Source organism: Synechococcus sp. GFB01 (assembly GCF_001039265.1).
Lineage (GTDB): Bacteria > Cyanobacteriota > Cyanobacteriia > PCC-6307 > Cyanobiaceae > NIES-981.
The window spans coordinates 21,417-46,424 of the sequence record NZ_LFEK01000010.1; the positions used below are offsets into that span (position 1 = coordinate 21,417).

The window sequence follows — 25,008 nt, forward strand, 5'->3', positions numbered from 1 at the left end:
CGTACAGTTGCGCCACTCCCTCAGTCTGCTGCGATCTTCTGTGACTCCTGCTGCCTCCGGCCGGCTGGCCCCTGTTCTGCGTTGGCTCGGCCTCACCCTGGTGGCCCTGTTTGGCCTGCAGATGCTGGTTCTGCTGGCCAGCTGGCAGTGGTCTTTCGAGCCCTTCCGCCAGGTGGTGGTGGACCGGCTGGTGGATGAAGCGCCGATGGCCCTGGTGGGTCTGCTGATCATGCTGTTCGGTGCCAGGCTGGATCAGCTGGCCTCAGGCCGCACGCCCCTGCGCTGGATTGTTGGGCTGCTGGCTGCCCTGCTCACCCTGGCGATGCTGGTGGCGGTGCCCGTCTCGATCAGCACAAGCCAGGCCCTCAGTGCGCAGGTGGATCAGGCCGAGTCGGCCATCGCGATGCAGACCAGTCAGCTGGAGATGCAGAGAAAGCAGGTGCAGGATCCGGCCTTCATCGACCGTTTGATCGCCGAGGCTGAGCGCGAGGGCCGGATCCCCGCCGATGCCAGCCCCGAGCTCAAGAAACAGAAGGCCCAGGAATTCATCGACACCCAGCTCAAGCCCCAGCTGGAGCGGGCTGAACAACAGCTGGCCCAGGCGCGTCTGGGTCGTGATCTGGCTGTGCAGCAGCGCCGCTTCGGGGTGACCGGCCGTGCCGTGCTGCTGGCCATCGGCTTCGCCCTGGTCGCCCTGGTGGCCCTGGTCTGAGGGTCGCCTGGCAGGCCCCTGGGAACCAGCCAGCCTGGCGGCTGGCTAAGTTGCCTGAAGCGCACTGACGGCCGGATCTCCGGGTTTCCACTTGGTTCAATCCAGCCCTCGTCCCGATCAGCCCCTGGCTGAGCGCCTCCAGCAGGACCTCAAGAACGATCTGATCGCGGGTCTGCTGGTGGTGATTCCTCTCGCCACCACGATCTGGCTGGCCACCACGGTCAGCCGCTTCGTGCTGGCGTTTCTCACCTCGATCCCCAAGCAGTTCAACCCCTTCAACACCCTCAATCCGGTGTTGCAGGAACTGATCAACCTTGGTGTGGGCCTGCTGGTGCCTCTGCTGGGCATCCTCCTGATCGGTCTGATGGCGCGCAACATCGTGGGTCGCTGGCTGCTGGAATTCGGCGAGGGCACGCTGCTGCGGATTCCGCTGGCCGGGTCGGTGTACAAGACCCTCAAGCAGCTGCTGGAAACCTTCCTGCAGGGCAATTCCAGCCGTTTTCGGCGTGTCGTGCTGGTCGAGTATCCCCGCGANGGTCTCTATGCCCTGGGATTTGTCACCGGAACCCTGGGCACCAGCCTGCAGGCCGGATTCGACGAAGTCATGCTGAGCGTCTTCATTCCCACCGCACCCAATCCCACCACGGGCTGGTATGCGGTGGTTCCCCAGCGTTCGGTGAAGGATCTCGACCTCTCGGTCGAGGATGCCTTCCGCACGATCATCTCGGCGGGAATCGTCAGCCCCGACGAGCGCGAAACCCCCTCCAACCGCAGCTTCTCCAGCCTGCTGGCCCAGCTGCGGGCTCCCCAACTGTCCTGATGCAGAGCCGCACCCTGTCCCGTGAACTGGCCCTGCTGATGCTCGGCCAGGTCAGCGACCGCGCAGGTGAGCCGGCGCCGGCAGCCGACACCGCTCTGGAGGCTCTGCTGCACCAGGCCCTGGNCCAGTCTCAGCCAGCATGTGCGCGAGGCCCTCGACCGCTCCGCCGCTGATCTGCAGAGCGCCGATCAGCATCTGCTCGACAGCGAGCTGCAGGAGGCGGGCGCGGATCAGCTGCCGCGTGTGCGCCAGCACCTGCGCGATGGCCTGGCCGCCGCCGAGCAGGCTCTCAATCGGCTCTCCGCCAGTCTGGAGCTGCCGCGCCTGCTGCTGCTCGCCGACCAGGAGGAGGTGCGCCGCAATGCCATCGCTCGCACCCGTGCGGTGCTGCATGGGCGGGAGGCCATCGACCGACAGCTCGATGGGGTGATGGAGGGCTGGCGGCTCAGTCGTCTGCCCCGCATCGATCGCGACATCCTGCGGCTGGCGGTGGTCGACCTGCGTGAGTTCGCCACACCCGCAGCGGTGGCCTGCAACGAGGCGGTGGAGTTGGCCAACCGCTACAGCGACGAGCAGGGCCGCCGCATGATCAACGGCGTGCTGCGCCGCTTCACCACGGCGGCGGCGAAGGGGCAGGTTCCGGCGCCACAGCCGATCTCGGGCAGCTGATGGTCTACGACTGGTTCAATCGCGCCGCGGCTCGCCCCGACTCCCGGCCAGCCGACCCCGAGCCGGCTGACGATTCCCCGCTGCAGCCGACCGCCGACCAGGCGGAGGCCGCCACGGCTTCCCCTGCGGCCCAGCCCTCCAGCTCCGCCTCGGGCTCCGGTCTCGATGAGGACGCACTGGCCTGGGCCCGCGAGGCGTATGCCCGCCTCAAGGCCCAGCAGGAGGCGGCCCGACGGGCCGCCGAGCAGGAGCCGCCCGCGGCCGCCGACACCAGCCGCGATCAGGTTGCCCCGGCTCCCACCGCTGCTCCGCCGCCCGCGGCACAGGAGTCCGAGCAGATCCCCGCCACGCCTGCGGCCGCTCCCATTCCTGATGACGGACCGTCCCTGCTGGAGCAGGCGGCGGCTCGGCGTGCCGAGCGNCAGCAGGCCCTGGTGGTCGAAGCGGCCGATGAGGCCGAGATCGGCCCTGTTCCCGCTCCGGCGCCCATGCCGGCGGTCGCCGACAGCAGCGAGGAGGCCGAACCCCGCCTCGGTGCCTTCGACGAGAGCTTCACCTGGAGTGCGGAGGTGCTGGCGGCCCAGGGCAAACGTGCTGACCAGGTGTCGCTGGAGGAGATCGACTGGTTGGGGCGCCTCCGTCAGGGGCTGGAGAAGACCCGGCGCGGGCTCGTCACCCAGTTGCTGGAGAACCTCGGCGATGANCCCCTCACCCCCGAGGTGCTCGACGACCTCGAGACCACGCTGCTGCGTGCTGACGTTGGCGTGAGCGCCACCGATCAGGTTCTGGAGGCTCTGCGCCGGCGGCTCAACCAGGAGGTCGTGGAGCCCAGCGAAGGCATCCGCTTTCTCAAGCAGCAGCTGCGTGAAATCCTTGAGGCCCCTCTCGAGCGCAGTGGCGTTCCCCTGCTCGCGCCCCAGCGGGATCGCCTCAACGTCTGGCTGCTGGTGGGGGTGAATGGCGTGGGCAAGACCACCACGCTGGGCAAGCTCGCCAATCTGGCTGTGCGCAGCGGTTACAGCTGCCTGATCGCCGCTGCCGACACCTTCCGAGCCGCAGCCGTGCAGCAGGTGCAGGTCTGGGGTGAGCGCAGCGGCGTGCCGGTGATCGCCAACCCCACGGCCAACGCCGACCCCGCTGCCGTGGTCTACGACGCGATCGGCGCCGCCAGGGCCCATGGCACCGAACTGGTGCTGGTCGATACCGCCGGTCGTCTGCAGACCAAGCACAACCTGATGGAGGAGCTGGCCAAGGTGCGCCGCATCGTCGACAAGCTGGCCCCGGACGCTGCGGTGGAGTCCTTGCTGGTGCTGGACGCCAGCCAGGGGCAGAACGGTCTCAAGCAGGCCATGGCCTTTGCCGGTGCCGCTGGCCTCACTGGCGTGGTGATCACCAAGCTCGATGGCAGTGCCCGCGGCGGCGTGGCCCTGGCGGTGGCCTCCGAGGCCGGTCTGCCGATCCGCTTCATCGGCGCCGGTGAGGGGATCCGCGACCTGCGGCCCTTCAACAGCTTTGAATTCGTGGAGGCCCTGCTGGCCAGCTGAGGCCGGCTATCTTGCAGGCTCCGCAGCGGCCGTGCGGTGAGCCAGATGCCGCCATCCCGCCCAGCAGCAGCCCATCCAGCCGTTGCGCAGGCCGACGCCACGGCAACGCTGCGCCAGTTGATGGACAGCCTCAGCCGGGAGCAGCGCCGCAACCAGGAGCTCATCGCCTCGCTGGCCTTTCTGCTGCGCAGCTTCACCAACATCGGCCGCTTTCTGGAGGTCGTACCACTGGTGGTGAGCCAGCTGATGGAGGCCGATGGCTCCCTGCTGGTGCCCCTCCATGAGGACGGCAAGCTCTGGCGCGATCAGCTGCAGGCCGTGCCCCAGGAGCGCTGCAGCGAGGCGCTGCGTCAGCTCGCTGCAGCGCCTGACAGCGAACTCACCGCCCTGCAGGGGGAGGCCTCCGTGGCGGCCTGGCTGGACCAGCGGATCGGCCGGACGCTCGGAGAGGTGCAGCTGTTCGCCACCTCGGTGATGGCGCGCAGCCAGCTGCATGGCCGGCTTTATGTGTTCAGCCGACGCGAGGGCTATGGCTGGAGTGAGATCCGGCGCCGTCACCTGCAGCTGGTGGCCGATCTCTGCGGCGTGGCTCTGGAGAGCGATGGTCTGCAGCAGAATCTGCGCCGCCATCAGCGGCTCGATCGCCAGCTCAGCATCGGCGCCGAGATCCAGGCCCAGCTCCTGCCGGATCGCTGTCCGGTGATCGAGGGGGTCGAGCTCGCCGCTCGCTGCCGGCCCGCCTACGAGGTGGGTGGCGACTACTACGACTTCATCCCCACCCAGCCGAACCTGCAGGGAAAGCAGCTCGAGCAGGCGCGATGGGCGCTGGTGATGGGCGATGTGATGGGCAAGGGGGTGCCGGCAGGCCTGCTGATGACCCTGCTGCGCGGCATGCTGCGGGCCGAGGTGCTCAGCGGCCTCGCGCCCGATCGGATCCTGCAGGATCTCAACCAGCTGGCCCAGCAGGATCTGGCCCGCTCCCACCGTTTCGTGACCCTCTTCTATTCCGACTACGACCCTCTCAGCCGACTGCTGCGCTACGCCAATGCGGCCCACAATCCGCCGCTGCTCTGGCGGCGACGGGCCAACCGGGTGGAGCGGCTCGATGCCCCGGGCCTGTTGATCGGCCTGCAGCGTCATGCCGACTATGGCGTGGGAGAGAGCGTGCTCGATCCCGGCGATGTGGCGCTTCTCTACACCGATGGTGTCACCGAGGCGACGGGCTTCAGTGGCGATCGTTTCGATGAGGAGCGGCTGCAGCGCAGTTTCCATGGCGTCTGCCGCTCCGGTGTCGGGGCCCAGGCGATCCTGGATCACCTGTTCGCCAGGCTCGATCGCTTCGTGGGGGCCGACCGCCAGCTTGAGGATGACGCCTCGATGGTCGTGCTGAAGCTGCGCGACGAGGTGCTGCTGCCCTCCCTGCCCGTCGGCTCCGGCGGAAGTCCGATGGCAAGCTGAAGCGTCGCCCCGCCTGCCTCGATGGCTGTTGAGTCTTCGGCCTCCACCTGGAGCAACCGCTTCGATCAGGGGCTGCATCCCGCCATCGAGCGCTTTAACGCCTCGATCGGCTTCGACATCGCCCTGCTGCAGGAGGACCTCGACGGCTCCATCGCCCACGCCCGCATGCTGGGCCGCTGCGGTGTGATCAGCGAGGTCGAGGCGGCCGAGCTGATCGAAGGCCTCGAGCAGGTGCGGGCCGAGGCGGCGCGGGGGGCCTTCAACCCGGGGCTCGAAGCCGAGGATGTGCACTTCGCCGTGGAGCGGCGGCTGATCGAGTTGCTCGGCCCGCTCGGCAAGAAACTGCACACCGGTCGCTCCCGCAACGACCAGGTGGGCACCGATCTGCGCCTGTGGCTGAGGCGTCGCATCGACGTGATCGACAACGCCCTGCTGCGCTTCGAACGGGCGCTGCTCGGCCAGGCCGAGCGCCATGCCGACACGCTGATCCCGGGCTACACCCATCTGCAGCGGGCCCAGCCCATCTGCCTGGCCCATCATCTGCTGGCCTACATCGAGATGGCCGAGCGCGATCGCCACCGGCTCGCCGATGTGCGCAAGCGGGTCAACATCTGCCCGCTGGGGGCAGCGGCCCTGGCCGGCACGCCGGTGCCGATCGATCGCCGCGCCACGGCGGCCGAGCTCGGCTTCGAGGCGATCTACGCCAACAGCCTCGATGCGGTGAGCGACCGCGACTTCGCCGTGGAATTCATGGCGGCCGGCTCCCTGGTGCTGGCCCACCTCAGCCGCCTGGCCGAGGAGGTGATCCTCTGGGCATCGGAGGAATTCGGCTTCTTGGCACTTTCCGACCGCTGCGCCACCGGCAGCAGCCTGATGCCACAGAAGAAGAACCCCGATGTGCCCGAGCTGGTGCGGGGCAAGAGCGGCCGTGTGTTCGGCCATCTGATGGGCCTGCTCACGATGATCAAGGGCCTGCCCCTCGCTTACAACAAGGATTTCCAGGAAGACAAGGAAGCCCTGTTCGACGGGGTGACCACCGTGCTCGATTGCCTGGAGGCGATGACGATCCTGCTGGAGGAGGGCATCGAGTTCCGCCCCCAGAGGCTGGAGGCGGCGGTGGGATCCGATTTCGCCAACGCCACCGATGTGGCCGACTACCTGGTGGCCCATGGGGTTCCGTTCCGGGAGGCCTACCAGCTCGTCGGCGGTCTGGTGAAGACCTGCCTCGCCGAGGGAATCCTGCTGCGTCAGCTGCCGCTGCAGCGCTGGCAGGAGCTGCACCCCGCCTTCGGGCCCGATATCTTCACGGCGATCGAACCCCGCCAGGTGGTGGCGGCCCGCCGCAGCGAGGGGGGCACGGCCTTCGAGCAGGTCAGGCTCCAGCTGCAGCATCACAGGGCCCGTCTGGGCAGTTGATGGTGCCGGACCTAGGCTGACTCCGTTAGGGCCTGTGAGGCCTCCAGTCACTGTCGTGAGTATTTTTGTCGGCAACCTCCCCTTCCGGGCCGAGAAGGAAGACGTCTCCGAACTGTTTGCACCCTATGGCGAGGTTGTGAACTGTGCCCTCCCCCTGGAGCGGGACACCGGGCGCAAGCGCGGCTTCGCCTTCGTGGAGATGGCGGATGACGAGAGCGAAACCCGTGCCATCGAGGCGCTGCAGGGTGCCGAACTGATGGGTCGGCCGCTGCGCATCAACAAGGCTGAACCGCGCAGTGGCGGTGGCGGCGGTGGCGGCGGCGGTGGAGCTCCCCGTCGCGGTGGCTACGGCGGCGGCTATGGCGGCGGTGGCGGTGGCTATTCCGGCGGTGGTGGCTACGCCTCCGGCGGCGAGCGCGCTTCCGGAACCCGTGGCTGGGAGGACCGCAGCAGTGGTGAAGGGGGCGATGCCTTCGCTGCCGGGCGCACCCGCAGGCGTCGCAGCGGCGGTGGCGACTCGTTTCAGTAGCCCCGTTCCTCCAGCTGCCGGGCAGCCAGCTCCAGCACCTCGGGAGCGGCGTTGCGATCGCCGGCGGCCCTGCTGAGCTGATACCGCCAGTGGCGGGCCCCGCTCACGCCTTCCACCAGATGAACCAGATGGCGGGCGATCGGCCAGAGCCGCCCGCCACGGCCGCACCACCGCTCCGCGTAGGGCAACAGCCCGCGCAGCACGTGCGAGGGCGGCACCGTCTCCGGAGCGGCGGCATCCTCGAACAGCTCCCGGTCGATGCCGCACCAGCGCAGTGGATGGTCGTACACAGCCCGACCCACCATGGTGCCGTCGAGGCTCGTGCCGAAGCCATTGGCCTGCAGATGAGCGCGGCAGTCGTCGAGCGACTGCAGGCCGCCGTTGAGTTCGATCCGCCGCTGCGGGCGATCGCGCTTGAGCTGGTGCACCAGCTCGTAACGCAGGGGGGGGATCGTGCGGTTCTGCTTCGGATCGAGCCCCTCCAGCCAGGCCTTGCGGGCATGCACGCTGAAGCGCCGGCAGCCTGCCTCGGCCACGGTGTCGACAAACCGCAGCAGTTCGGCATAGGAGTCGCGGTGATCGATGCCGATGCGGTGCTTCACCGTCACCGGCAGAGGGCTCGCGGCTGCCATCGCCGCCACACAGCGGGCCACGTGATCCGGCTCGGCCATCAGGCAGGCCCCGAAGCGTCCTTTCTGCACCTTCTCGCTGGGGCACCCCACATTGAGGTTGATCTCGTCGTAGCCCCAGTCGGCCGCCAGCCGGGCAGCCTCCGCCAGCAGCCCGGGGTCATCGCCGCCCACCTGCAGGGCCAGGGGGCGTTCCACGGGGTCGAAACCGATCAGACGCTCCAGCCGCCCTCCCAGTTGCGCCGCACCCGGCTCGCAGCGGGCATGGTGGAGTGCCTGTGCCACCACCATCTCGGTGTAGAGCAGGCTGTGGCGGGTGATCTGCCGCATCAGCACCCGGAAGTGCCGATCGGTGTAGTCCATCATCGGCGCCACACTGAAGCGGTGACGCGGCCAGGCGGCATGCTGCATGCCTCCATCCTCTCCAGTGATGCTCCCTGAACGGGCGGCCGTGGTGGTGGCCGGTGGCGGAGCCGCCGGCTTCATGGCCGCGATCAGTGCTGCGGAGGCCGGCGCGGGCGATGTGCACATCCTTGAGTCCACGCCCGAGCCGCTGCACAAGGTGCTGATCAGCGGCGGCGGTCGCTGCAACGTGACTCACGCCTGCTGGGATCCGCGCGCCTCGTGGGTCACTATCCGCGCGGTGGGCGGGCCCTGCGCGGCCCGTTCTCCCGCTTCGCCACGGGCGATGCGGTGGCCTGGTTCGAGGCCCACGGCCTCGAGCTGGTGGAGGAGCCCGATGGACGCCTCTTCCCCCGAGCCAACCGCTCCCAGGCCGTGGTCGCCTGCCTGCGGCGTGCAGCGACCGCTGCCGGTGTGCGGCTCCACACCGGCGTCAGTCTGCTGCGGGCCACCCCGTCTGCCGGTGACGGCTTTCAGCTGGAGCTCCGACGAGGCTCAGCCCGCCTCACCATGGGGGCTGGGCGGCTGGTGCTGGCCACAGGCAGCCATCCCAGCGGCCGGCAGCTGGCGAGTGGCCTGGGGCACGGCCTGGTGCCGCCGGTGCCGTCGCTGTTCACTCTGGCCCTGACCGGCGATCCCCTGCTGGCCCTGGCGGGTCTGGCCGTGGATCCGGCTGAGCTGGAGCTGAAGTTGCCGGATGGCCAGCGCTTCCGTGAGCGGGCCCCGATGCTGATCACCCACTGGGGCCTGAGCGGCCCTGCCGTGCTGCGGCTCACGGCCTTTGCCGCCCGCGATCTCCGGACGTGCGGCTACCGCGGCGAACTGCGCATCCACTGGGCTCCCGGCCTGGGGCCGTCGGAGCTCGAACACCGTCTGCTCGCCTGCCGGGAGCATCAGGCCCGTCGGCAGCTGGGGAGCTGGCGACCCTGGCCCGAACTCAGCCGCCGCCTCTGGAGTCACCTGCTGCAACGCTGCTCGATTCCTGCCGAGCAGCGCTGGGCCGATCTCAGCAGGCTCCAGTACCTGGCACTTCTGGAGGCGCTGAGGAGCAGCCATCACCAAGTGAGTGGCCGCGGCCCCTTCGGTGAAGAGTTCGTCACCGCGGGAGGGGTGCCGCTGGGGGAGGTGAACCTGGCGACCATGGAAAGCCGTCTCCAGCCTGGCCTGTTTCTGGTGGGGGAGCTGCTGGATGTGGATGGCGTAACCGGTGGGTTCAACTTCCAGCACTGCTGGACCTCGGGCTGGCTGGCTGGGAAGGCCTGCCTTGAACCACCCTCTGCCAAGGATTAGGAGGCTGCTGAAATCGCCGTCAAATCAAATCCTGCCGTCCTCTCTTGGGCCGTAGGGGGCCATGGTCATGGTCAGTTCCACCCAGGCGGATTTTTTCGCTTTCTGCAGCGTCCCCCCCCCCCGCCCCCCGGCATCAGGAGCCTTTGCCAGAAGCAGCGTCTTTCCTGATCCCCTCGCTGCTTCCCTTTCATGCCGGCACCACCTGCGGGCTGAGCAGGTGGGCCAGGTCGACCAGGTTGCAGGTAACCCATGCATGCAGCCGGAACACACACCCCACCCGTGATCGCACCCGAGCCTTGAGCTGCCTCAGCCCTGCTGCCAGTTACTCCTTCGGAGAAGACTTCGTCTCGATCCAGCCAAACACCTGATCGATCTGCCTGCGGTCGTGGATCGATTGGCCGTAGNCCGGATGATGAAAGGTGGGGCGATCCATAGCGGAGTGGCCAAGGGTGTGGATGTTCTGGGCGACGGGGCCTGATGCCTGAGAAGCGCAGATCGGCCACGAAATCCCTGGTGTCATAGCCCTTGTCGGCCCCGGTGTCTTCTGGTGGTCACGCCACGTGCGCGCGCCATCCGTACGGCCGGCCGCCGCACGGTGCCCATAGCCGTCTGCTGGGGTGATCTCGCTGGCCACGACCGCACCGTGGCTCCGGAAGTCGCTCCTTCCGCTGCGAGGCGGTTCTCCATGAGGCAGTGCCCCAGGTCGCTGAGGCAGGCCCCGGACATCACCCCTGGGGCGCGTCCTTTCCTTGCCGGTTGAGCCGCCGAATCCCTTGCCGCCACTGGTCGGTGGTGGAACGTCGTCGATTCCGTCGATCCGCTGCAGCGAACTGTGGGAGGGCCAGGCCTGCAACAGGGTGCCATCGACCGAGACGTGCGCTGAACTGAGCAGCGGCATGACGGCCGGCGCCGCCAGTAACAGCTCGAGGAACGCCGCCATGAGTTGCTCATCGAGCAACGGTTCGCGGTTCATGGTGTAGCCGAAGTCGGCCGGAGGCCATCGGTGCTGGGATGCCAGACGGGATCGTGCGGGTCAGGCCGACAAACCAGCGGAACAGCAGAGCCAACAGCAGCGGCTGCGGCGGAATCGACCTCTCGTTGGGGCACGTTTTGGCAGTGGTATGCGCGTCATGGCCTTGGTGAAGCCTTCAGTGAATCGCTGGTTGCACCGCTCGCTGCACAGCAACTCAAGACTGAACGGTAATCACAGATTTTGTCCGGCGTCAGGCAGGTTTTGGGGAGCCAACCCTTCCGTGACTGTGAATTGATTGACCAAGGATGACCGAGGCTAAGCCCAGAGACGCTATTTGATCTTCTCNAAAAATAGAAAACATTGGCAAATACATTGCAAGCAAAATAGTTCCTACGATAAGGCCAACAATGATGATCATGATGGGCTCAAGTAAGCTTGTTAGCCCTTTCGTTAAGGTTGAAACCTCGTCCTCATAGAAATCTCCAACCTTGGACAACATCTTATCAATCTGACCTGTTTCTTCGCCAATGGCCAGCATGGACAACGCCATTGCAGGAAATACGTTCTTGCGTTGGAGAGATTCACTGAGGGGGATTCCCTGCATTACATCCTCGCTACTGCTTTTGATCGAGNTCAGAGATAATGGCGTTTCTTGTGGTGTCTTTGACGATCTCGAGTGATGTCAGCATTGGTACTCCAGCGGTAGTCAGCGCGCTGAAGGTACGGCAGAATTGAGCTGTGGAAGCTTTTAGGCTGAGCTCACCAAAAATAGGCAGTTTCAGGATGAGAAAATCCACTGTTCTCCTGCCTGTTGGAGATCCGTAGTACCCTCGGAAAAGCATTACGCCTCCAATCAGTATAGCGATCAAGAGAAGGGCAATGGGAGACCTTAAAAGCTCACTGAATGCGACGATCAGTTGAGTAAAAGCGGGCAGTTCAGCGCCGAGCCCTTCATACATTTCTGAAAATTTTGGCACAATGAACAAGGTCATGCCAAGAAAAACCAAGATGGCGATACTCAATACAGCCAATGGGTAGATCATTGCCCCCTTCATCTGGCCTTGAAGCTTAGATCGATCTTCAAGAAGTTTTGCGAGACGACGCAAGGTTTCATCCAGCACACCGCCGACTTCTCCAGCTTCCACCATTGGCACGGTGAGGCCGTCAAAAACCTTTGGCCAACTCCGCATCGATGATGCCAGGCTCTGCCCTTNGCTCACAGCTGCACCAACATCAATCAGAGCTCGTCGAAACAGTTGGTTTTTCTGCTGGCTCGCCATCAACTCGATGCTGCGGACGATTGGTACCCCAGCATTGAGCAAAGCTGCCAGTTTGTTGGCGAACAAAGCTTTCTCGGTAATGCTCGGAGGTTTCTCGAACAGAGAAACTGATAGTGTTGCGGAGGGGTTTTTTGNTTTTTGCTGCTCGTGTTCCTCGTTGACCGTATGGGAGGCGCTCTTGTCGTTCAATCTGGGAGCTGATGATGCCGCGCCGTCGCAATATGTGCTTCGCCATCATCAGATCCGGAGCCTGAATCGAGAGGCTGCGATCTCGTCCAAGTCTGTCCTTGTAAGTGGCCGTGAAGGTTGCCATCAGATTCGTTCTCCGGCTAGACGTTTCAATTCCTCAGGTCGGCTGCTCTTGGTTGTGGCCTGCTCCAAGGTGATGTCGCCGGCAAGAACGAGGTCGGCGAGTGCTCTTTCCATGGTCTGCATGCCATATTGGGCGCCCGTTTGGAGTTGTGAATAAATCTGGGCTGTCTTTCCTTCCCTAATCATATTGGCGACGGCTGGAGTGTTGACCAGGATCTCCTGAGCCATCACACGCCCCCGCTCGCCGACTCTGGGTTTGTAGCGTTGACAGAGCGTTTGGGCGAAGACTGCTTTGAGGCTTGAGCTGAGCTGCACCCTCACCTGAGTCTGTTGGCTCGGCGGAAACACGTCGACAATGCGGTCCACGGTCTGGGCAGCAGAGCTGGTGTGCAGGGTGGCGAACACCAAATGACCAGTTTCTGCAGCTGTGATGGCGAGTTGGATTGTTTCAAGATCGCGCATCTCGCCAACCAGAATCACATCTGGATCTTCTCTCAAGGCGGCTCTCAGGGCATTTGCAAAACTATGGGTATCGTCATTCAATTGACGTTGGTGAATCACGCTCTTGTTGGATTCAATTGCGAATTCAATAGGGTCTTCGATTGTGAGAATATGTTCAGATCGGCTATGATTGATGCTGTCGAGAATCGAGGCCAGGGTCGTCGTTTTGCCAGACCCTGTGGGTCCTGTCACCAACACCAACCCATTGGGCAGGCGACTGATCTCTTCCACGATGGGAGGAAGATTAAGGGAGCTGAGTGAAGGGATCTCGCTGCCCAGAGATCTCAGACAGGCAGCAAAAGTTCCCCGCTGTCGGTAGACGTTGACACGGAAGCGTGCAACATTCTGAAGTTCGTAGGCGCAATCCAGCTCCCAGGTTTCCTCAAGCAATTTGCGCTGTGAGGTGCTGAGCATTGAGAAGATCAGCCGATCGCAGGTTTCTGGGTCAAGCCTTTGCTGCAGGATCGGCCTCAGTTGGCCGTTGAAGCGCCCGTAGGGCGGCAGCCCGACGCTGATGTGAAGATCACTGCCCCCATTATCCACCAGGAGAGCCAACAGATCTTCGATCATCAATCCGGTGCTGGCCATGGCTGGTTAGCGGGCAGTGAGGCAATAGGGGCACTCGAGCCAGTCCTCATCCAGGCCCCCACCACAGCCTTTGCAGGTCAGGGAGCTCAGGGATCGGGCCCGACGCTCGGACTCCAGACTGGCATCAGTTAACAGCATCCGTTCCACTTCGGCAAGGGTGGTCCGGCCTTCTCGAACGAGATCGAGACCATACCCCAGCAAGGTTTTCATGCCATTTTCAAGGGCCATCCTGCGCAACTGATCGGTGGTGGAACGGCTGGATACTGCTGTTGATAGCTGTTCCGTCATCTGCAGGATTTCAAAGACACCGATGCGCCCTTTGTAACCCGTTCCCTGACAGGTTGGGCAGCTGTCGACNGCGCCGTGCGCCGTGATGTTGGCCCTGTAGAAACTGGTCTCAAACTCCTGGCTGGCCAACAGACCGAAACGCCTCAATTCGGCTGGATCGGGTCGATAGGTGATCCGGCATGTGGGGCAGACTCGACGCACCAGCCTCTGGGAGATGATGCCGATAAGGGAGGAACTCACCAGGAAGGGTTCAACGCCCATTTCGTCAAGGCGGGTGATCGCGCCAGGCGCATCANTGCAGTGCAGGGTCGTCAGCACGAGGTGCCCTGTCAGAGCCGCTTCAATGGCGGTCTTAGCGGTTTCCAGATCACGGGTCTCGCCCACCAGGAGCACATCCGGGTCCTGGCGCATGAAGGCCCTGAGGGCGAGGCTGAAGTCGTATCCCTTGTCCCGGTTCACCTGAGTCTGGGTGATTCCGGGGAGGGTGTATTCGATCGGATCTTCGACTGTGGAGATGTTGATGCCCGGATTGTTGCGCTCCGCGAGCATGGCGTACAGCGTGGTGGACTTGCCCGATCCCGTGGGTCCCGTGACCAGGATCATCCCGTANGGCTTCGAGCCCATCTCCCGCACCAGCTGGCGTGCCCGTTCGCTGGTGATCAGGTGGTCCAGCCCCAGCTGGTTGGCGTTGCTGTCGAGCAGGCGCAGCACAACCTTCTCGCCATGGCGGCTCGGCAGGGTGCTGACCCTGAAATCCATCTTGCGCCCCTTGTAGATCCGGCGGATGCGGCCGTCCTGGGGCAGGCGACGCTCGGCGATATCGAGGTCCGCCATGATCTTGAAACGCGAGGTGACGGCCGGAATCAGGCTGGCGGGGAGTTGCTCGAAATGCTTCCTCAGCACGCCGTCCTGCCGGAAGCGCACCTCCAGGCCGAATTCCTGGGGTTCCACGTGAATGTCGCTCGCGTCGCAGTCGAGGGCCTCGACCAGGATCTGATTGACCAGGTTGATCACGGGAGTGTCGGGACTCCTGGCACCGGGTGGCTCCAGGACCTCGATCTGCGACTCCACGGCTGGCTGGGCGTCCTGGCTGCTGGGGAACCGCAGATCCTGGAGCAGGGAGCGTCGCACGGTGGGGCTCTCAAGGCCGGACGGCTCCATGGGGACCGCTGAGATCGGGGACTTCCTGTCTAGCGGCATTGTGGGCTGGGCAGCCTCTCTGCCGCCAGGTTCGAGGTGCGGGCTTCCGCAGCTTGTGGCGGGAGCCGCTGCCCGTTCAACATGACCTCATCCGATGTTTGGCTCGGGCCAGTCATGAGCGGCGACTTCCCCATGGACGCTGACACCACCCCGGCGGAGATCGCCGCTGATCAGACCGTTTCTCGGGATTCAGGGGCCCTGGGCGACAGTGCCGCTCCCGGCCTGGCTGATGCTTCTGGTGATCCGGCTGGTTCTGAGGCGGGCATGGCCAGCAGCGATGACGACCGGGCCTCACGCCTCGAGGCCGAGCTGGCGGCCCTGCGCGCTGACTACGACAACCTCAACGGCCAGTACATGCGCCTGGCAGCTGATTTCGACAACTACCGCAAGCGTCAGAGCCGCGACAATGAGGACCAGCGCCTCCAGATCGTCTGCTCCACCCTGAGCGAGATCCTGCCGGTGGTCGACAACTTCGATCGGGCCCGCCAGCAGCTCAATCCCCAGCACGAGGAGGCCCAGACGCTCCACCGCAGCTATCAGGGCCTCTACAAGCAGCTGGTGGAGGTGTTCAAGCAACTGGGGGTCTCGCCGATGCGAGCTGAGGGCGAGCCCTTCGACCCCAACTTGCATGAGGCCGTGCTGCGGGAGGAAAGCCACGCCCATCCCGAGGACATCGTGATCGAGGAGCTCCAGCGGGGTTACGTGCTCAACGACCGGGTCATTCGCCATGCCCTCGTCAAGGTTTCCATGGGCCCCGGCCCGGGCGGAGTGAATCCCGGCCCTGAAGCCGCCGCCACCGAGTCGGCCGGGGCCCAGCCCGCTGGCGAGGAGCAGGCCGGCTGATGGCCGACTACTACGAGCTGCTGGGGGTCAGCCGCGACGCCGACGCCGACACCCTCAAGCGTGCCTACCGGCGCCTTGCCCGTCAGTACCATCCCGACGTCAACAAGGATCCCGGCGCTGAGGACACGTTCAAGGAGATCGGTCGGGCCTATGAGGTGCTCAGCGATCCCCAGACCCGCGCCCGCTACGACCAGTTCGGCGAGGCAGGTCTCGGCGGTGGCGGCATGCCCGACATGGGCGACATGGGTGGATTTGCCGATCTGTTCGAAACCTTCTTCAGCGGCTTCGGTGGCGGCATGGGCGGGCCCGCCGGCCCAAGGCGGCGAGGGCCGCGACAGGGAGACGATCTCCGCCTCGATCTGAGCATCAGCTTCCAGGAGGCCATCGTCGGCCAGGAACGGGAGGTTCAGATCCGCCATCTGGAAACCTGCTCCACCTGCGACGGCTCGGGCGCCAAGGCCGGCAGCGGACCGGTGACCTGCACCACCTGCGGAGGTGTGGGTCAGGTACGTCGTGCCACCCGTACCCCCTTTGGAAGCTTCACCCAGGTGGCGCCCTGCCCCAGCTGTGAGGGGGCTGGTCAGGTGATCGCCGACCCCTGCAGCGCCTGCGGCGGTCAGGGACTGCAACAGGTGCGCAAGAAACTGCGCATCAACATCCCGGCCGGGGTGGATACCGGCACCCGGCTGCGGGTGGCCGGCGAGGGCAACGCCGGCCAGCGCGGCGGCCCGGCCGGCGATCTCTACGTGTTCCTCACGGTTCAGCCCCACCCGCAGTTGCGCCGCGAGGGCACCACCATCCACTCCGAGATCACGCTGAATTATCTGCAGGCGATCCTCGGCGACACGATCGAGGTCGACACCGTCGACGGTCAGCGCCAGCTGGAGATTCCCGCCGGCACCCAGCCCGGCGCGGTGCTCACGCTCCAGGGCATGGGTGTGCCCAGGCTCGGCAATCCGGTGGCCCGCGGCAATCACCAGTTCACGGTCAAGGTTCAGCTGCCTTCCAAGCTCAGCGCTGAGGAGCGCGAGCTGCTGGAGGGCCTGGCTGGTCACCACACCCGCCGAGGCCATAAGCATCACCACAAGAGCGGCCTGTTCGGTGGTCTGTTCGGGGGGCACTGATGCCTCGACCCCTGCAGCCCTCAGCGCGGCTCGACCTGCGGGGTACACCCTGCCCGCTCAACTACGTGCGCACCCGGCTGGCCCTGGAGACGCTGGAGCCGGGCGCCTCGCTCCAGGTGGACCTGGATGCCGGTGAACCGGAGCAGATGGTGAGTGAGGGCCTGCGGGGCGAGGGTCATGCCGTGAGCATCGAGCCCCACCCCCAGGCTCAGGCGGCCGTGAGGCTGCGGATCGTGCGCCGTGGCTGACGGCCGCACCGGCCTGGTGGTCGCCCTGCAGGCGAACTACTGCTGGGTCGAACTGGATGAGCCCGGGCCGGGCGACTGCCGGCGCCTGCTCTGTACCCGCCGCACCCGGCTGAGCAAGACGGGCCAGACCATCTGTGTCGGCGATCGGGTGCAGGTGGATGGGATCGACTGGGCCGCCGCCAGGGGAGCGGTCGCCCAGCGGCTGCCGCGCCACTCACTGCTGCAGCGCCCAGCCGTGGCCAACGTGTCGCGGGTGGTGGTGGTGGTGTCGCTGGCGGAGCCGCCCCTCGATCCCGATCAGCTCACCCGATTTCTGATCACTGCCGAAGCCACCGGCCAGCCCGTGCTGCTGGTGCTCTCCAAAGCCGATCGTCTGCCCCAGGAAATTGTGGCGCTCTGGTGCGGCCGGCTGCGCTGCTGGGGGTATGAGCCCCTGGTCACATCGGCTCAGCGCGGCCTGGGTCTGGAGCAGCTGCGCGCCGAGCTCGGGCGGCCTGGAATCGCAGTGCTCTGCGGACCCTCAGGCGTGGGCAAGAGCAGCCTGCTCAATGGACTGCGGCCGGATTTGCAGCTGCGGGTGGCTGCGGTGTCGGGCCGGCTGCAGCGCGGTCGCCACACCACCCGTCACGTGGAGTTGTTCGCCGTGGCCCCGGGTGCGCTGCTGGCCGATACGCCGGGCTTCAACCGCCCGCAGCTGCCGGGCGACCCGGCTGCCCTTGCGCTGCTGTTTCCCGAGCTGCGCCAGCGCCTCGGCGAGGCCCGCTGCCTCTATGCCGATTGCCTCCATCTGGGGGAACCCGGCTGCGCTGTGGGCAGCGACTGGGACCGCTACGGCCTCTACAGCCGCTGCTTGGCCGATCTTCAGGAGGAGCAGGCGGGCTTTCGGCGCACGGGCCCGGGAGCCATTGACGCCGGTCGTGACGATGAAGCGGGACTGCGCCGCCGCGGTGACCGTCTGGAGCCACGCCTGGCGCCGGCGTGGCGTCAGCCCTCCCGGCGCCGCCAGCGGCAGCGGCTCAGCTCCCCAGACCTGGCAGATTCAGACCACCCGTGAGTTCCTCCATGCGGGTCTTCATGGTGCCGGTGGAGAGTTCGTAAGCCGCCACCAGGGCTTCCAGCACCGCCGCCTCGCAGCGCTCGTGCCCCTCGGCGAGGAGCTCGGGCGCGAGCCGCACCCGCAGCGGCTGCTGGTTGCCCGAGAGCCAGATGCTGGCCCGGCCGTCGCCGCTGCGGCCCTCGAGCTCCATGGCGTCGAGCTCCTCCTGGAGTTTCTGGGCGTTCTGCTGCAGTTCCTGGGCCTTCTTGAAGGCCTCGGTGAGCTGACCGAAGTTGGGAAGTCCGAAGCCGGCCATGCCGTGGGGTTCGCTGGCAGCAGGTTAAAGGCCCAGGCGTTTCACCTCCGGCTGCAGGTGGACTCCATGGACTTCCTGCACCCGTTGCTGCACCCGCTGGATCAGGGTGTCGATGTCGGCAGCGGTCGCCCCGCCGACGTTAACGATGAAGTTGGCGTGCACGGCGGACACCTCGGNCCCCCCAATGCGAAGCCCCTTGAGCCCGAGTGCCTCGATCAGCTGCCCCGCCTTCTGTGGTTCGGGGTTGCGGAACACGCTGCCGCAACTGGGTTGCTGGTAGGGCTGGGTGCTCGTGCGGCTGTGCAGATTGGCGCTGGTGCGGGCGGCGACCGCTGCCGGATCGTGACCTGCTTCCAGCCTGAACCGGGCCGAGAGCACGATCAGCGGTTCGCTCTGCAGGCGGCTGTGGCGATAGGAGAAGTCCAGCTCCGCTGCCGTGAGCTCAAAGGGGGTCTCGGGCCGGTCCGGGTTGATCACGCGCACCGACTCCAGCCACTCGGCGGTGCAGCCTCCCTGGGCGCCGGCATTCATCACGACGGCGCCGCCCACGGTGCCGGGAATCCCGACGGACCACTCCAGGCCGTGCAGTCCGGCCCGTGCCGCCTTGCGGGCCAGGGTGGGGATCGGTTCTCCGGCCTGGGCTTCCACCCAGCCGCTGCTGGAATCGAGCTGGCTTCCCTGCAGGCGACGGTTGCACACGGTCAGACCGGGCAGGCCGGCATCGGCGATCAGCAGGTTCGAGCCGGCACCGATGCAGCGCAGCGCGATCCGGTGATGCCGGGCCCAGGCGATCAGGGCGACCAGCTCGCCCTGATCGGCGGGCTCGCCGAACCATTCGGCCGGTCCGCCCACCTTCCAGGTGGTGAAGTCCTGCAGGGGAACCGCCTGGCGCAGGCTGTCAGGCGCGGTGCAGGCGGTGGAGCTCATCGCCGTCAGGCGGCCAGGACCGACGCGATCGGCTCGACGGGCTCGCTGCGGCGGCTCAGCCGCTCCCAGAGGCTGTTCACATCCCCGGCCCCCATCGCCAGCACCAGATCCCCAGGGCGGGTCTGCTGGGCCACAAGGGACGCGAGTGCGTCGAGGCTGTCGGCCACAGCCACAGGCAGGCGGGGTGCCTGGCGCCGCAGCTGCTCGGCCAGGGCCTCGCTGTGGATGCCCTGGAGCGGCGCTTCACCGGCGGCGTAGAGCGGAGCGAGCAGCACCAGGTCGGCCTGGCTGAGGGCTTCGGCGAAGCCTTCCAGGAACTGGGCCGTGCGGCTGTACCGGTGTGGCTGGAACACCGCCACCAGCCGCTGTGGAGGCTCCGGCAGGGGGCTGCTGCCGCTGCGCACCATGAGCCTGGCCATGGCCACGGTGGCGGCCACCTCGCTGGGGTGGTGGGCGTAGTCATCGANCACTTGGCGGCCCTGCCAGCAGCCCCGGAAATCAAAGCGCCGGCCGGGTGTTCTGAGGGCTGCCACAGCCTGGCGCAGCTCGGCGAAGGACACCCCTTCCAGGCGACAGGCGGCCATCGCTGCGGCGGCATTGCTGAGGTTGTGGCGACCGGGAAGGGGCAGCTCGAAACTNCCCACCCGAACCCCGGCCTCATAGAAGTCGGCCAACGTGCCGTCACCCCGTTCCTGCAACGGGATCGCCGCGTAATCCGCGCCGGCGGGATCCTCGATCGACCACCAGTGGTCGGCGCTGAAATGCTCCCGCAGGGTCGGGCAGTCGCGATTGGCGAGCAGCTGCTGGGATCGGGCCGCGAAGCGCTGCAGCGTGGCGATCAGGGCTTCGAGGTTGGGGTAGTGGTCGGTGTGGTCGAGCTCGAGGTTGGTGATCACGCCGCGATGGGCCTCGAATTTCACCAGGGAGCCATCGGATTCATCGGCTTCGGCCACCAGCAGCCGCCCCGAACCATGGCGTCCGTTGCTCCCGAATGCCGGCACCACGCCACCGATCACGGCCGTGGGATCGTGGTTGGTGGCGGCCAGCAACGTGGCGATCAGGGTGCTGGTGGTGGTCTTGCCATGGCTGCCGGCCACGGCGATGGAGGGCTGGGCGTTGATCAGAGCGGCCAGCACGTCCGAGCGGTGGTGGATCTGCAGACCGGCACGGCGGGCCTCCTGCAGCTCCGCATTGGTCTCGGGCACGGCCGAGCTGATCACCACCTGGGGAGGCACGGATGTGCCGCTGCGGATCGCGGACACCGTGGCGGCGCTCTGCTCCCGGAACACCCGGACCCCGAGCCGGCGCAGGTTGTCGAGCACGGCAGTGTCGCGGGGGTCGGAACCGCTCACCGGATAGCCCCGCTCCGCCAGGATCCCGGCCAGGGCCGACATGCCGATACCGCCGACGCCGATGAAGTGGAGCGGTTGATGGCGATCCAGCAGGACGGGCAAGGCGGGTCTCCTCAGGCTGTGATCCACGACGAAATTAGGCTGGCAGCTGGCCTCGCGCCGTTACGAGTTGCTGCGCCCGAGGGCATGGTCGGACCTTCGCGCACGTGGGGCAAGGGGGGAGGCGCCGGCGATTTCTGTATGATTCGCGCCCAAATGCCCCTTGCAAGCGGGATTCCCCGCGTTTTGCCATGACCCTGCGCGTTGCGATCAACGGATTCGGCCGCATCGGTCGCAACTTCATGCGCTGCTGGCTGAGTCGGGGCGGCAACACCGGCATCGAGGTGGTGGGCATCAACGGCTCTGGTGACACCAACACGAACGCCCATCTGCTCAAGTACGACTCGATGCTGGGTCCTCTGCGCAATGCGGAGGTCACCACCACCGAGGACACGATCGTCATCAATGGCAGGACGATCAAGACCTTCTACGACCGCAATCCCGCCAACCTGCCCTGGAAGGAATGGGGTGTCGATCTGGTGATCGAGTCCACCGGCGTCTTCAACGACGACGTGGGCGCCAGCAAGCACTTCGAGGCCGGTGCCAGGAAGGTGATCCTCACCGCCCCTGGAAAGGGAGCCAAGGTGGGCACCTTCGTGGTGGGTGTGAATGCCGATCAGTACCGCCACGAGGACTGGGACATCCTCAGCAACGCCAGCTGCACCACCAACTGCATGGCGCCGATCGTGAAGACCATCGATCAGGCCTTCGGGATCGTGAAGGGCACCATGACCACCACCCACAGCTACACGGGTGACCAGCGCATCCTCGATGCCGCCCACCGCGATCTTCGGCGCGCCCGTGCTGCCGCCGTGAACATCGTGCCCACCAGCACTGGCGCTGCCAAGGCAGTCGCCCTGGTGTACCCCGAGGTGAAGGGCAAGCTCAGCGGGATCGCCCTGCGCGTTCCCACCCCCAACGTCTCGGTCTGCGACATGGTGTTCGAGACCGGCCGCGACACCTCTGCCGAGGAAGTGAACGCCGTGCTCAAGGCCGCTTCCGAGAACGGCATGAAGGGGATCATCAAGTACTGCGATCTGCCCCTGGTGTCGAGCGATCATGCCGGCACCGACGAGAGCACCATCGTGGACGCGGATCTCACCCTGGTGATGGGCGGCAACATGGTGAAGATCGTCTGCTGGTACGACAACGAGTGGGGCTACAGCCAGCGCGTGGTCGACCTGGCCGAGATCGTGGCCAAGAACTGGAAGTGAACCGAACCCTCAGCTGAGGAAGTGGCAGAAGCCCACTGCATCATCGGGAAAGGTCAGATCCGGGTCCTGCCAGCCGATCGATCCGGTGGGGTCGGTGGCGGTGAGTGTGCCGATCCTCTGGCTGCCGGGTAGCTGGGCCAGCAGGGCTTCTGCCCAGGCCGGTTCCAGGGCCAGCACCAACTCAAAATCCTCGCCGCCGCTCAGGCACCACTGCTCGGCCTGTGCCAGGTCGGCCATCGCGGGTTCGATGGGGAGGGCATCGTGATCGAGCAGGACCCTGCACCCACTGGTCGTGGCGATGCTCCTTGACGCAGCGGCCAGCCCATCGCTGCTGTCGGTCCCGGCGACACGCCANGGGCAGTGCAGCGGCCGGCTGGTATGAAGGGCCATCACGGCGTCGAAGCGTGGCCGTGGTTGGCGATGGGCCGTGATCGCCCGTTGCCGCAGGCTTTGCGGCAGGTTTCCAGCCAGCGAATCCGGCAATTCATCCTGCAGCAGCGCCAGTCCGAGGCGGCTGAGGCCATGGGGCCCGCTGCTCACCAGCCAGTCGCCCGGTCGCCCGTCGGCCCGATGGATCGCCGCCTCGGCGCCGCTGTCCTGCGGGTGAAGCCGGCCCAGGGCGGTCACCGCCAGCAGCCTCTGGGTGCCGCTGCTGCAATCGCCCCCCAGCAGCAAGCCTCCATGGCACTGCAGACAGGCCAGCAGTCCCTCATAGACCCCCTCCACCCAGGGCCAGGGCGTCGCCGGCGGAGCCACCAGGCCAACGGTGAGGCCCAGGGCGCCGCTGCATCCCATGGCAGCCAGGTCGGAGAGGTTGGCGGCGGCGGCGCGCCAGCCCACATGGATGGGGGCGGTGGTGGTCTCACTGAAGTGCACTCCCTCCACGAGCACGTCGGTGTTCACCACGAGGGTGCCTCCGCCCTGGCGCAGCAGGGCAGCATCGTCGCTGAACTGACCAGGCGGGGCGAAACGACCCAGCCGCTCGATCAGCCGCCATTCCCCGAGATCCCCCAGACGTTCGACCTGCGGCCCATCCAGCACCCTGCCNGGGGGGGGGCCGCCTTCAGCCATGGGGATGGTCAGCCATGGGATTGAAGGTTCTCTGCCCCGTCGATCAGCCTGATCTTCACGATCCGATCGTCAACTCCCAGCTCTCCGAGCACATCGAAGCCGTCCACCACGTAGCCGAAGGCGCTGTAGCGGCCATCAACGAGGTTGAGGCCGGCCGGTGTCAGTTCCGGTTCGTAGAGAAAGAAGAAGAACTGGGACGAGCCGTCATCAAGCCGCTCATCGGAGTGAGCCCAGCCCAGGGTTCCGAGGGTCGCGAAGGGCAACACCGCCTCAGCCTTGAACAGGCCCAGATCTTCGAAGGTCTGGTTGTAGAAGGGAGCGCTTTCGCCGGGGATGCGGATCTCCAGCGGCACGGTGCGCTCCTGTTTGGTGCGTGGATCGACGTAGCCCGAGGCCGGGCCCTCCGGATCACCGGTCTGCAGCACGTAGAAGTCTTCGGCACGGGTGAAGGGCAGCCCGTCATAGAAGCCCTTCTCCACCAGATCAATGAAGGCTCCGGCCGTCAGCGGCGCGTTGTAGCCATCCACCACCGCGGTCAGATCGCCTTTGCTGGTTTCGATCTCCACAGTGGCGCGACCCAGAAGCCGCGGCAGCGCATCGAACTGACTGGGAATGGCGTAGGGGAAGGGTCCCACCAGCAGGGCTTCGGCCTCGCCGATGCTGGCCAGGGCGTCGCGGCGGGCCGCAAGGAAGGCGTCCCGCTGTTCAGCTTCGGCGGCGGTGGCCAGGGCCTGAAGGTGTTCAGCCAGTTGATCGAGCAGTGTCTCGGCCTGGGGTCTGTCGCTGCTGCCGAACTGTTCGAGAATGGCGTTGTGGCGGGTGCCGAGGCGGGCCTGACTACGGCGAACCGTGTTGACCAGGGCGGCCCAGCGTTTGGCGCGCAGATCATCGCTGGTGGCCTCCAGACGATGCTGCAGGTCCTGCAGGTCAGGAGCCTCGACCGGCAGGGCATTGCGCAGGATGGCCGACGGATCCTTGACGGCGTTGCCCTGGGGCAGGGCGGCCTGCACCGGGGTCGGCAGCAGCAGGGCCAGGCTCAGCAGCGGCAGAATCGCCAGGCTGAGCAGAGCCCGACGGGCCTGGCAGGCCCACGCGCCGGCACTGGGGGCAGGCTGCTGTGCCATGGCTTCCGCGTGTCGCTGTCTGGACTTTGGCACAGCTCTCCGACTCCTGCCGGCCCGTTCTCGGGCCGGCTCCGGTAGCCAGCCGTACAATCCGGCCGATCCGATTCGCCGGAATGATCTCCAGCAACGATTTCCGTACCGGTACCTCGATCGAGCTGGATGGCCAGGTCTGGCGGGTCGTTGAATTTCTGCATGTGAAGCCCGGCAAGGGTTCCGCCTTCGTGCGCACCAAGCTCAAGGCGGTGCAGAGCGGCAACGTGGTGGAGAAGACCTTCCGCGCCGGCGAGATGGTGCCCCAGGCTGTGCTCGAGAAGAGCACCTTGCAGCACACCTACATGGATGGCGACGACTACGTGTTCATGGACATGGCCAGCTATGAGGAGACCCGGCTCACCGCCAAGCAGATCGGGGACAGTCGCAAGTACCTCAAGGAGGGCATGGAGGTGAACGTGGTGTCTTGGAACGGCAAGCCCCTGGAGGTGGAGCTGCCCAACTCCGTCGTGCTCGAGATCACCCAGACCGATCCGGGGGTGAAGGGTGACACCGCCACCGGCGGCACCAAGCCGGCGATCGTCGAGACGGGCGCCCAGGTCATGGTGCCCCTGTTCCTGTCGGTGGGCGAGAAGATCAAGATCGACACCCGCACCGATACTTACCTCGGCCGGGAGAACTGATCGCCATGCAGCTCGATCACGATCAGCTTCAGCGGTTGCTGGCCCTGCTGGCGGAGAGCGACATTCAGGAGCTCAAGCTTGAGGGTGACGACTTCCGTCTGGAGGTGCGTCGCAACCTGCCCGTCGCGGCCCCGGTGGCCGTGGTCCAGGCGCTGCCGTGGCCGCCGCTCCTCTGGCCTCCCCCGCGCCGGACCATCCTTGGGCACCGCGGCCTTCGGGCAAGTGGGATATGGATATCCTTGCGCGCGAAGATGCTGGGCTTGGATGCCATAGGCCGGGGGCCCGCGCCTGACGAACGAGAAGGCCGCCTGCACCGATTCCTGCATCACCTCGCCCAGCTTGCCGGTGGTCTTGATCGCGCCTTGCCGG

General features: G+C 66.2%; 23 protein-coding genes and 2 pseudogenes. 14 read left to right on the plus strand and 11 right to left on the minus strand.

Annotated elements, in window-relative coordinates; genetic code table 11:
• The first annotated feature begins 40 nt into the window (after positions 1–40).
• From SYNGFB01_RS01925 to SYNGFB01_RS01955, 7 genes and pseudogenes are all read left to right on the plus strand, one after another.
• Complete coding sequence (locus SYNGFB01_RS01925; RefSeq protein WP_048016701.1) at positions 41–712, plus strand: HpsJ family protein; 672 nt, start codon at positions 41–43, stop codon at positions 710–712.
• Positions 713–803: 91 nt separating this feature from the next.
• Entirely contained in the window at positions 804–1,532 is a 729-nt protein-coding gene (locus SYNGFB01_RS01930; protein WP_048016702.1) for a DUF502 domain-containing protein, read from the plus strand.
• Positions 1,532–2,201 (plus strand): annotated as a pseudogene (gene nusB, locus SYNGFB01_RS01935) (transcription antitermination factor NusB). The gene SYNGFB01_RS01930 and the pseudogene nusB overlap by 1 nt, the downstream one beginning before the upstream one ends.
• Positions 2,201–3,745 carry a signal recognition particle-docking protein FtsY gene (gene ftsY, locus SYNGFB01_RS01940; RefSeq protein ID WP_048016703.1) on the plus strand — a complete coding sequence of 515 codons (1,545 nt, stop codon included), beginning with the start codon at positions 2,201–2,203 and terminating at the stop codon, positions 3,743–3,745. Before nusB ends, ftsY begins: the two are co-directional and overlap by 1 nt.
• Before the next feature lie 36 nt (positions 3,746–3,781).
• Positions 3,782–5,203, plus strand: a complete 1,422-nt coding sequence (locus SYNGFB01_RS01945; protein WP_369795451.1) for a PP2C family protein-serine/threonine phosphatase — start codon at positions 3,782–3,784, stop codon at positions 5,201–5,203.
• A 21-nt stretch (positions 5,204–5,224) separates the two neighbouring features.
• Positions 5,225–6,619 carry an argininosuccinate lyase gene (argH, locus tag SYNGFB01_RS01950; RefSeq protein ID WP_048016704.1) on the plus strand — a complete coding sequence of 465 codons (1,395 nt, stop codon included), beginning with the start codon at positions 5,225–5,227 and terminating at the stop codon, positions 6,617–6,619.
• Positions 6,620–6,674: 55 nt separating this feature from the next.
• Positions 6,675–7,148 (plus strand): RNA-binding protein, encoded by a 474-nt coding sequence (locus SYNGFB01_RS01955; protein WP_048016705.1) that lies wholly within the window; start codon positions 6,675–6,677, stop codon positions 7,146–7,148.
• Here the strand turns inward: SYNGFB01_RS01955 and dusA are convergent.
• Entirely contained in the window at positions 7,142–8,188 is a 1,047-nt protein-coding gene (gene dusA / locus SYNGFB01_RS01960; protein ID WP_048016706.1) for a tRNA dihydrouridine(20/20a) synthase DusA, read from the minus strand. The genes SYNGFB01_RS01955 and dusA overlap by 7 nt on opposite strands.
• 19 nt (positions 8,189–8,207) lie before the next feature.
• Here dusA and SYNGFB01_RS01965 point away from each other — a divergent pair.
• Positions 8,208–9,469: pseudogene (locus tag SYNGFB01_RS01965) on the plus strand (NAD(P)/FAD-dependent oxidoreductase).
• A 1,223-nt stretch (positions 9,470–10,692) separates the two neighbouring features.
• Here SYNGFB01_RS01965 and SYNGFB01_RS16100 read toward each other — a convergent pair.
• The 4 genes from SYNGFB01_RS16100 to SYNGFB01_RS01975 form a co-directional block, all read right to left on the minus strand.
• A complete protein-coding gene (locus SYNGFB01_RS16100; protein ID WP_072061515.1) occupies positions 10,693–11,046 on the minus strand; it encodes a type II secretion system F family protein in 354 nt (117 codons plus the stop codon).
• 10 nt (positions 11,047–11,056) lie between these two features.
• Complete coding sequence (locus tag SYNGFB01_RS13615; RefSeq protein WP_369795452.1) at positions 11,057–11,911, minus strand: type II secretion system F family protein; 855 nt, start codon at positions 11,909–11,911, stop codon at positions 11,057–11,059.
• Between the two features lie 123 nt (positions 11,912–12,034).
• Complete coding sequence (locus SYNGFB01_RS01970) at positions 12,035–13,123, minus strand: type IV pilus twitching motility protein PilT (protein ID WP_048016707.1); 1,089 nt, start codon at positions 13,121–13,123, stop codon at positions 12,035–12,037.
• A 6-nt stretch (positions 13,124–13,129) separates the two neighbouring features.
• Positions 13,130–14,611, minus strand: coding sequence for a GspE/PulE family protein (locus SYNGFB01_RS01975; RefSeq protein ID WP_082325803.1), 1,482 nt, complete (start codon positions 14,609–14,611; stop codon positions 13,130–13,132).
• 114 nt (positions 14,612–14,725) lie between these two features.
• Here SYNGFB01_RS01975 and grpE point away from each other — a divergent pair, with 114 nt between their 5' ends.
• The 4 genes from grpE to rsgA are packed head-to-tail and all read left to right on the plus strand — an operon-like array spanning position 14,726 to position 17,880.
• The gene (gene grpE, locus SYNGFB01_RS01980; protein ID WP_048016708.1) at positions 14,726–15,454 is read left to right on the plus strand and encodes a nucleotide exchange factor GrpE; all 729 of its coding nucleotides are present in this window, start codon (positions 14,726–14,728) and stop codon (positions 15,452–15,454) included.
• Positions 15,454–16,578, plus strand: a complete 1,125-nt coding sequence (gene dnaJ / locus SYNGFB01_RS01985) for a molecular chaperone DnaJ (RefSeq protein ID WP_048016709.1) — start codon at positions 15,454–15,456, stop codon at positions 16,576–16,578. The genes grpE and dnaJ overlap by 1 nt, the downstream gene beginning before the upstream one ends.
• The gene (locus SYNGFB01_RS01990) at positions 16,578–16,826 is read left to right on the plus strand and encodes a sulfurtransferase TusA family protein (RefSeq protein WP_048016710.1); all 249 of its coding nucleotides are present in this window, start codon (positions 16,578–16,580) and stop codon (positions 16,824–16,826) included. Before dnaJ ends, SYNGFB01_RS01990 begins: the two co-directional genes overlap by 1 nt.
• Positions 16,819–17,880 (plus strand): ribosome small subunit-dependent GTPase A, encoded by a 1,062-nt coding sequence (gene rsgA / locus SYNGFB01_RS01995; protein WP_048016711.1) that lies wholly within the window; start codon positions 16,819–16,821, stop codon positions 17,878–17,880. Before SYNGFB01_RS01990 ends, rsgA begins: the two co-directional genes overlap by 8 nt.
• Here the strand turns inward: rsgA and SYNGFB01_RS02000 are convergent.
• The 3 genes from SYNGFB01_RS02000 to murC all read right to left on the minus strand — a co-directional run bounded on the left by SYNGFB01_RS02000 (position 17,843) and on the right by murC (position 20,559).
• Positions 17,843–18,178, minus strand: a complete 336-nt coding sequence (locus SYNGFB01_RS02000) for a YbaB/EbfC family nucleoid-associated protein (RefSeq protein WP_048016712.1) — start codon at positions 18,176–18,178, stop codon at positions 17,843–17,845. The two genes, rsgA and SYNGFB01_RS02000, sit on opposite strands and share 38 nt — an antisense overlap.
• Before the next feature lie 24 nt (positions 18,179–18,202).
• Entirely contained in the window at positions 18,203–19,105 is a 903-nt protein-coding gene (gene murB, locus SYNGFB01_RS02005) for a UDP-N-acetylmuramate dehydrogenase (RefSeq protein ID WP_048016713.1), read from the minus strand.
• A 5-nt stretch (positions 19,106–19,110) separates the two neighbouring features.
• Positions 19,111–20,559 carry a UDP-N-acetylmuramate--L-alanine ligase gene (gene murC, locus SYNGFB01_RS02010; RefSeq protein ID WP_048016714.1) on the minus strand — a complete coding sequence of 483 codons (1,449 nt, stop codon included), beginning with the start codon at positions 20,557–20,559 and terminating at the stop codon, positions 19,111–19,113.
• 188 nt (positions 20,560–20,747) lie between these two features.
• On the opposite strand from murC, the gene gap reads away from it, so the two are divergent.
• Positions 20,748–21,770 carry a type I glyceraldehyde-3-phosphate dehydrogenase gene (gene gap / locus SYNGFB01_RS02015; RefSeq protein WP_048016715.1) on the plus strand — a complete coding sequence of 341 codons (1,023 nt, stop codon included), beginning with the start codon at positions 20,748–20,750 and terminating at the stop codon, positions 21,768–21,770.
• A 9-nt stretch (positions 21,771–21,779) separates the two neighbouring features.
• Here gap and thiL read toward each other — a convergent pair whose 3' ends face one another.
• On the minus strand, positions 21,780–22,811 hold the full coding sequence (gene thiL, locus SYNGFB01_RS02020; protein ID WP_235299860.1) for a thiamine-phosphate kinase: 1,032 nt from the start codon (positions 22,809–22,811) through the stop codon (positions 21,780–21,782).
• Positions 22,812–22,849: 38 nt separating this feature from the next.
• Complete coding sequence (locus SYNGFB01_RS02025; protein ID WP_048016717.1) at positions 22,850–23,965, minus strand: peptidylprolyl isomerase; 1,116 nt, start codon at positions 23,963–23,965, stop codon at positions 22,850–22,852.
• 113 nt (positions 23,966–24,078) lie between these two features.
• Between SYNGFB01_RS02025 and efp the strand changes: the two genes are divergently transcribed.
• Positions 24,079–24,639, plus strand: coding sequence for an elongation factor P (efp, locus tag SYNGFB01_RS02030; RefSeq protein ID WP_048016718.1), 561 nt, complete (start codon positions 24,079–24,081; stop codon positions 24,637–24,639).
• Here efp and SYNGFB01_RS16105 read toward each other — a convergent pair.
• The gene (locus tag SYNGFB01_RS16105; RefSeq protein ID WP_369795454.1) at positions 24,618–24,965 is read right to left on the minus strand and encodes a S16 family serine protease; all 348 of its coding nucleotides are present in this window, start codon (positions 24,963–24,965) and stop codon (positions 24,618–24,620) included. The genes efp and SYNGFB01_RS16105 overlap by 22 nt on opposite strands.
• Positions 24,966–25,008 lie beyond the last annotated feature (43 nt).

Excerpts from the sequence above, each read along its gene's own strand:
- argH (WP_048016704.1), top strand. The coding sequence starts at position 5,225 with ATGGCTGTTGAGTCTTCGGCCTCCACCTGGAGCAACCGCTTCGATCAG.
- dusA (WP_048016706.1), bottom strand. The coding sequence starts at position 8,188 with ATGCAGCATGCCGCCTGGCCGCGTCACCGCTTCAGTGTGGCGCCGATG.
- SYNGFB01_RS01970 (WP_048016707.1), bottom strand. The coding sequence starts at position 13,123 with ATGGCCAGCACCGGATTGATGATCGAAGATCTGTTGGCTCTCCTGGTG.
- grpE (WP_048016708.1), top strand. The coding sequence starts at position 14,726 with ATGAGCGGCGACTTCCCCATGGACGCTGACACCACCCCGGCGGAGATC.
- dnaJ (WP_048016709.1), top strand. The coding sequence starts at position 15,454 with ATGGCCGACTACTACGAGCTGCTGGGGGTCAGCCGCGACGCCGACGCC.
- SYNGFB01_RS01990 (WP_048016710.1), top strand. The coding sequence starts at position 16,578 with ATGCCTCGACCCCTGCAGCCCTCAGCGCGGCTCGACCTGCGGGGTACA.
- SYNGFB01_RS02000 (WP_048016712.1), bottom strand. The coding sequence starts at position 18,178 with ATGGCCGGCTTCGGACTTCCCAACTTCGGTCAGCTCACCGAGGCCTTC.
- gap (WP_048016715.1), top strand. The coding sequence starts at position 20,748 with ATGACCCTGCGCGTTGCGATCAACGGATTCGGCCGCATCGGTCGCAAC.
- SYNGFB01_RS02025 (WP_048016717.1), bottom strand. The coding sequence starts at position 23,965 with ATGGCACAGCAGCCTGCCCCCAGTGCCGGCGCGTGGGCCTGCCAGGCC.
- efp (WP_048016718.1), top strand. The coding sequence starts at position 24,079 with ATGATCTCCAGCAACGATTTCCGTACCGGTACCTCGATCGAGCTGGAT.
- SYNGFB01_RS16105 (WP_369795454.1), bottom strand. The coding sequence starts at position 24,965 with ATGCAGGAATCGGTGCAGGCGGCCTTCTCGTTCGTCAGGCGCGGGCCC.